General features: G+C 43.2%; 2 protein-coding genes and 1 pseudogene. All 3 read right to left on the reverse strand.

The annotated features are described in order from the left end of the window. A partial coding sequence (locus tag VLN09_RS08730; RefSeq protein WP_325245657.1) for a DUF6586 family protein occupies nt 1-436 on the reverse strand: 436 nt, incomplete at its 3' end. A gap of 240 nt (nt 437-676) precedes the next feature. Then, nucleotides 677-4,897, reverse strand: a complete 4,221-nt coding sequence (rpoC, locus tag VLN09_RS08735) for a DNA-directed RNA polymerase subunit beta' (protein ID WP_325245659.1) — start codon at nt 4,895-4,897, stop codon at nt 677-679. Nucleotides 4,898-5,085: 188 nt separating this feature from the next. After that, nucleotides 5,086-6,648, reverse strand: a pseudogene (rpoB, locus tag VLN09_RS08740) (DNA-directed RNA polymerase subunit beta); the annotation flags it as partial.

Genomic DNA, 6,648 nt, shown 5'->3' on the forward strand with positions numbered 1-6,648 from the left:
ATTGATTGGACAGTGTCACAACATTGACAATCAAATCAGGCACTTCTTTTTTGCCATCAACCGCCTTATCCACTGCATGCTCAGATATCACGGCATATAGACAACGCTGATAGGCATGTTCTATATCTGCTAAAAATCCCTGCTGTTGTAACTGCTTTAGGCGCTGTATTTCAGGTGATACTTGGGTACGCTCACTGAGTGCCTCTTCAATAGCTAATAACGTCGGAGTCATCAACGTTATATTATAAAAATGACCAAGCTCTTGTAAAAAAGCTAAAAACGTACCGTATAGATGAAAAATAGCGGTCTCACAATGTGCTTGATATAACTGCTTGTCAGTAGTGTCTGCAGCGGCTTGACAGGCAAGGCGGCAAAAATATATCTTTTGATTGGTACGGTCAGCTTGGTATTTGGCAACGCGAGTTTTATCTGCCATGTGCCTATCCTTTTTGGTTAATACTAATGATAACAACAATAAGTGACAATGATAAATGACAATAGATTATGAAGGCTTTACCTAAAACCATAAACTATTTAAGTAATGCGGTTATGGCAGTGTACTATTTTATATCGTCATTCCCCAAGAAAAAACTTGTTGTGATGGAATTTTAAAGCAAAAAAAGCCAGCAACATGGCTGGCTTTTTTATTTATGCAAATAACTAAACGTTATTTAAATTAATGATTACCTTGATTCAACTCTTGAGCAAATGCTTCATCGAAGCTTGCAAAGTCTGTCGCATCAGTCGTTGCTGACATATCAAACGCTGCGTTTAAGTCTTTATCTTGCAGTTTTTGCTCTGCTTTTTCTTTGCGAGCTTTATGATAAGCCAAACCAGTACCAGCTGGAATCAAGCGACCAACGACTACGTTTTCTTTCAGACCACGTAACTCATCCACTTTACCAGTGACCGCAGCAGCAGTTAGTACACGGGTTGTTTCCTGGAACGATGCGGCTGAGATAAAGCTTTCGGTTGCCAAGCTTGCTTTGGTAATACCAAGTAATTGACGCTCAAACTGAACTGGGAATTTATCTTCCGCTTCCAGCTTAGCATTCAATGCTTTGATATCAGCATATTCTACCTGATCACCTTTAAAGTGGTTTGAATCGCCGCCATCGGTAATCTCAACTTTACGCAACATCTGACGAATGATAACTTCGATGTGCTTATCGTTGATTTTTACACCCTGCAGACGATAAACGTCCTGTACTTCGTTGACGATATAATCAGCAAGTGCGGTTTGTCCTTTCAGACGTAAGATATCATGCGGATTTTGTGGACCATCAGCAATAACCTCACCACGAGCAACGGTTTCGTTTTCGAAAACGTTAATCTGACGCCATTTCGGGATCAGCTCTTCATGGATCTCGCCATCTTCATTAGTAATGATAAAGCGGTTTTTGCCTTTAGTTTCTTTACCGAAGCTCACAACACCCGTCATTTCAGCCATGATAGCGTGATCTTTTGGACGACGTGCTTCGAATAAATCAGCTACACGTGGCAGACCACCAGTAATATCTTTGGTACCTGAAGAGGCTTGTGGTACACGACCTAGAATCGAACCGGCTGCAACTTTTTCACCGTCGCTGACGCGAATGATGGTTTCAGCAGGTAAGAAGTAAACGACTTCTTTACCTTCGTCGGTGTTCAAAATAATCGCAGGACGCAAGTCTTTTGCTGAGCTTGAACGGTCACGAGTTGCTAGAATCTCAAACGAGCTCATACCAGTTGCATCATCAACTTTTACGGTAGCGGTTAAGCCATCAGTAATTTCACTAAAACGTGCGGTACCAGCGAATTCTGTAATAATAGGATGCGTGTGTGGATCCCATTTAGCGATGGTTTGACCGCCTTCAACCTGCTCTTCGTCTTTTATGAGGACGCTTGAACCATAAGGTACTTTATAACGCTCACGCTCACGACCAAGTTCATCAGTCAAGGCGATTTCAGCTGAACGTGATACGATAACCAAGTGACCATCAGTGTGCTGTACAGTTTTCATGTTTTCAAAATGCGCTTGACCCGCACTACGAACTGAAATGCTGTTATCTACAGAAGCAGAACTTGCTGCACCACCAACGTGGAAAGTACGCATGGTCAACTGAGTACCAGGCTCACCGATAGACTGCGCTGCCATAACACCGACAGACTCGCCGATATTCACTTTATGACCACGAGCAAGGTCACGACCATAACATTGTGAACAAACGCCATGTTCGATATTACAGGTAATCACTGAACGTACCCAGATATCATCGATTGCATTGTTATCAAGCACCTTAACCCAATGCTCATCGATCAACGTACCCGCTGGAATCAAGATTTTTTCAGCATTATCGTTATAAGTGACATCACGTGCCGTTACACGACCTAATACTAGCTCGCCTAACTTCTCAATGATTTCACCACCTTGAATATGTGGCTTCATGAGCAAGCCTTGCTCAGTACCACAGTCATCACTGGTAATAACCAAATCTTGTGCTACGTCAACCAGACGACGCGTCAAGTAACCCGAGTTAGCCGTTTTTAGTGCAGTATCCGCAAGACCTTTACGCGCACCATGCGTTGAGATAAAGTACTGAAGTACGGTCAAACCTTCACGGAAGTTAGCTTTAATCGGTGTTTCAATGATTGAGCCATCTGGCTTAGCCATCAAACCACGCATACCAGCGAGCTGACGAATCTGTGCGGCACTACCACGAGCACCAGAATCTGACATGATAAAGATAGAGTTAAATGACTTCTGCTCTTCTTCTTCACCTTTAGCGTTGATAATTTTATCAGTCGCTAAGTTGTCCATCATCGCTTTCGCGACTTTGTCATTGGTACGTGACCAGATATCGACCACTTTATTATAACGCTCACCAGCCGTTACAAAGCCTTGCTCAAACTGGTCTTCAATTTCACGCACTTCAGCTTCAGCGACTTCGATGATTTGCTTTTTCAGTGGTGGAATAACCATGTCATCGATACCGATAGACACACCAGATAGTGTCGCTTGTGCAAAACCAAGATACATCAATTGGTCAGCAAACATAACACTTTCTTTTACGCCCACTTTACGGTAGCAAGAGTTGATCAATTTAGAGATATTTTTCTTGGTCATCTCTTCATTACATTCGTTAAACGACATACCAACAGGCATGATGTTCCAGATTAACAAGCGACCAGCAACGGTATCTTTGATACTCGTCTCTTTAGTACGATTGCCGTCATCATCAATATGTGTTTCAGTGACACGAACTTTAATCTTGGCGTTAACATGTAAATCGTTTGAACCAATCGCACGCAATGCTTCATTAACGGTGGCAAAAATCATGCCCTCGCCTTTGGCATTCACTGACGAGCGGCTGATGTAGTACAAGCCCAATACAACATCTTGTGACGGTACGATGATCGGCTCACCGTTCGCAGGTGACAAGATATTGTTAGTCGACATCATCAGCGCACGTGATTCAAGCTGTGCTTCTAGGGTCAATGGCACGTGAACAGCCATTTGGTCACCATCAAAGTCGGCGTTGAACGCGGTACAAACTAGAGGATGCAGCTGAATCGCTTTACCTTCGATTAGTACTGGTTCAAATGCTTGCAAGCCCAAACGGTGAAGTGTTGGCGCACGGTTAAGCAGTACTGGATGCTCACGGATAACCATGGCCAGCATATCCCAAACTTGTGGCTCTTCACGCTCTACCATCTTTTTGGCAGCTTTAATCGTTGTCGCCAAACCATGAGACAATAGTTTGTTATAAGTAAATGGCTTGAACAATTCAAGTGCCATTTTCTTTGGTAGGCCACACTGATGTAGACGTAGTGTTGGACCTACAACGATGACCGAACGACCAGAATAGTCAACACGTTTACCAAGTAAGTTTTGACGGAAACGACCTTGCTTACCTTTGATCATATCAGCCAAAGATTTCAATGGACGCTTATTACTACCCGTGATAGCACGACCGCGACGACCGTTATCAAGCAAGGCATCTACTGATTCTTGCAACATACGTTTTTCGTTACGTACGATGATATCAGGAGCACTTAACTCAAGCAGACGCTTTAGACGGTTATTACGGTTGATCACGCGGCGATATAGATCGTTCAAATCTGATGTCGCAAAACGACCACCTTCTAGTGGTACTAGCGGACGCAAATCTGGTGGTAGTACTGGTAAGATATTCATTACCATCCACTCAGGCTTGTTATTAGAATCACGGAATGCTTCTAATAATTTAAGACGCTTAGACATCTTTTTAAGCTTGGTTTCAGAACCAGTTTGCGGAATCGCTTCGCGCAACTCATCAATTTCTAAATCTAAGTCAATATCTTTTAAAAGGTCTTGAACTGCTTCAGCACCCATCTTGGCAGTGAATTCATCACCAAATTCTTCAAGGGCTTTATAGTAGTCTTCGTCATCAAGCAGCTGATACTTCTCTAAAGAAGTCAGACCTGGCTCAGTCACGATGTAGCTTTCAAAATACAAAACGCGTTCGATATCACGAAGCGTCATGTCTAGCAATAGACCGATGCGGCTTGGCAATGATTTTAAGAACCAAATATGCGCAACAGGGCTCGCTAAATCGATATGACCCATGCGGTCACGACGAACTTTAGCAGTAGTGACTTCAACGCCACATTTTTCACAGATAACACCTTGGAACTTACGGCGCTTATATTTACCACATAAACATTCAAAATCTTTTACTGGACCAAAAATTTTGGCACAAAAAAGACCATCACGTTCAGGTTTGAACGTACGGTAGTTAATGGTTTCAGGTTTTTTTACTTCACCATGCGACCATGACTTAATAACGTCAGGCGATGCCAAGGTAATTTGGATGCTATCAAACTCATGGTTACCATTGCTGGTAGGGCTTTGCATGATATCGAGTAAATCTTTCAAGTTGCTTCTCCGTTATCTTTATAATCATCTGACAGCGTATTATGAGCGCGGTTGAGATGAATGAAGGCAATGAATAGGGTTGAGACAAATCACTAAAAGCAGCAGCAATGAGCATACTGCCTTTAGGTTGACCATTAAGGATAATAATTGACTGAAACTGGGTTAAAAGCAGCTTCAGTCAGCGATGCTTAATGGGTTTGTTTTAACTCAATATTAATACCCAGTGATTTGATTTCTTTGGTCAATACATTAAACGATTCAGGCATACCTGGATCCATATACTGCTCACCATCAACGATGTTTTTGTACATACGAGTACGGCCTTCAACATCATCTGACTTCACAGTCAGCATCTCTTGCAGCGTATACGTCGCGCCGTAAGCTTCTAGTGCCCACACTTCCATCTCACCGAAGCGCTGACCACCAAACTGAGCTTTACCACCTAGCGGCTGCTGCGTGACTAGTGAGTATGAACCAGTTGAACGTGCATGCATTTTGTCATCAACCAAATGGTTCAATTTGAGCATATACATATAACCGACCGTCACTTGGCGGTCAAACTTCTGACCTGTACGACCATCATATAATGTCTGCTGACCATCGCGCGCCATACCAGCAAGCTCTAGCAAGTCTTTAACTTGGCTTTCTTTTGCACCATCGAATACTGCCGTACCCATTGGCACACCAGCACGCAAGTTATCTGCTAGCGCCATGATGTCATCATCAGTCAAGCTATCAAGATCGACTTGCTCACCGCCCACTTGGTTATAGATTTTGTCTAAGAACTCACGCAAATCTTTGATTGCTGCTTGCGATTTAAGCATGCCATCAATCTTTTCGCCCAAGCCTTTTGCCGCCATACCCAAATGGGTCTCGAGTACCTGACCGATATTCATACGCGACGGTACACCAAGCGGGTTCAATACGATGTCGACTGTATTGCCATGCTCATCATAAGGCATATCTTCTACTGGCATAATGCGCGATACCACACCTTTGTTACCATGACGACCCGCCATTTTATCACCAGGCTGGATACGACGCTTAACCGCTAGATATACTTTAACGATTTTTTGTACGCCATGTTGCAAGTCATCACCAGCAGTTAGTTTGCGTTTCTTCTCAGCAAACTTCACATCGATATCTTTTTGCTTATCAACTAAGTACTCGGCGATTTGCGTTAGACGCTCAGAGATTTCTTCTTCAACCGGCTGAATATCAAGCAAGGTCTCAAGGCTCATATCTTTCATATCAGCCAGTGCCATAACAGTACCAGCTTTTAGACCAGAACCACCACTGACTTTTTGACCATCTAAAAGATTACCAATACGACCACGAGCGGCTTCTTCAAAGATGCGTAGCTCTTCTTTTAAATCTTTACGATAGCTATCAAGCTGTGATTTTTCAATCGCTCTTGCACGTGCATCTTTTTCAACGCCATCACGGGTAAAGACTTGAACGTCAATAACCGTACCTTTGCTTGACGTTGGAACACGTAGAGACGTGTCTTTAACATCAGCGGCTTTTTCACCAAAGATAGCCCGGAGCAATTTCTCTTCTGGCGTTAGTTGTGTTTCACCTTTTGGCGTCACTTTACCAACTAGAATATCACCAGCGTCAACTTCAGCACCTATATATACAATACCTGCTTCATCAAGACTTGATAGAGCCGCTTCACCAACGTTTGGAATATCAGCAGTAATCTCTTCAGTACCTAGCTTGGTATCACGCGCCACACAGGTCAATTCTTG

Origin of the sequence: Psychrobacter sp., assembly GCF_035469765.1 — a bacterium.
Classification (GTDB): Bacteria; Pseudomonadota; Gammaproteobacteria; order Pseudomonadales; family Moraxellaceae; genus Psychrobacter.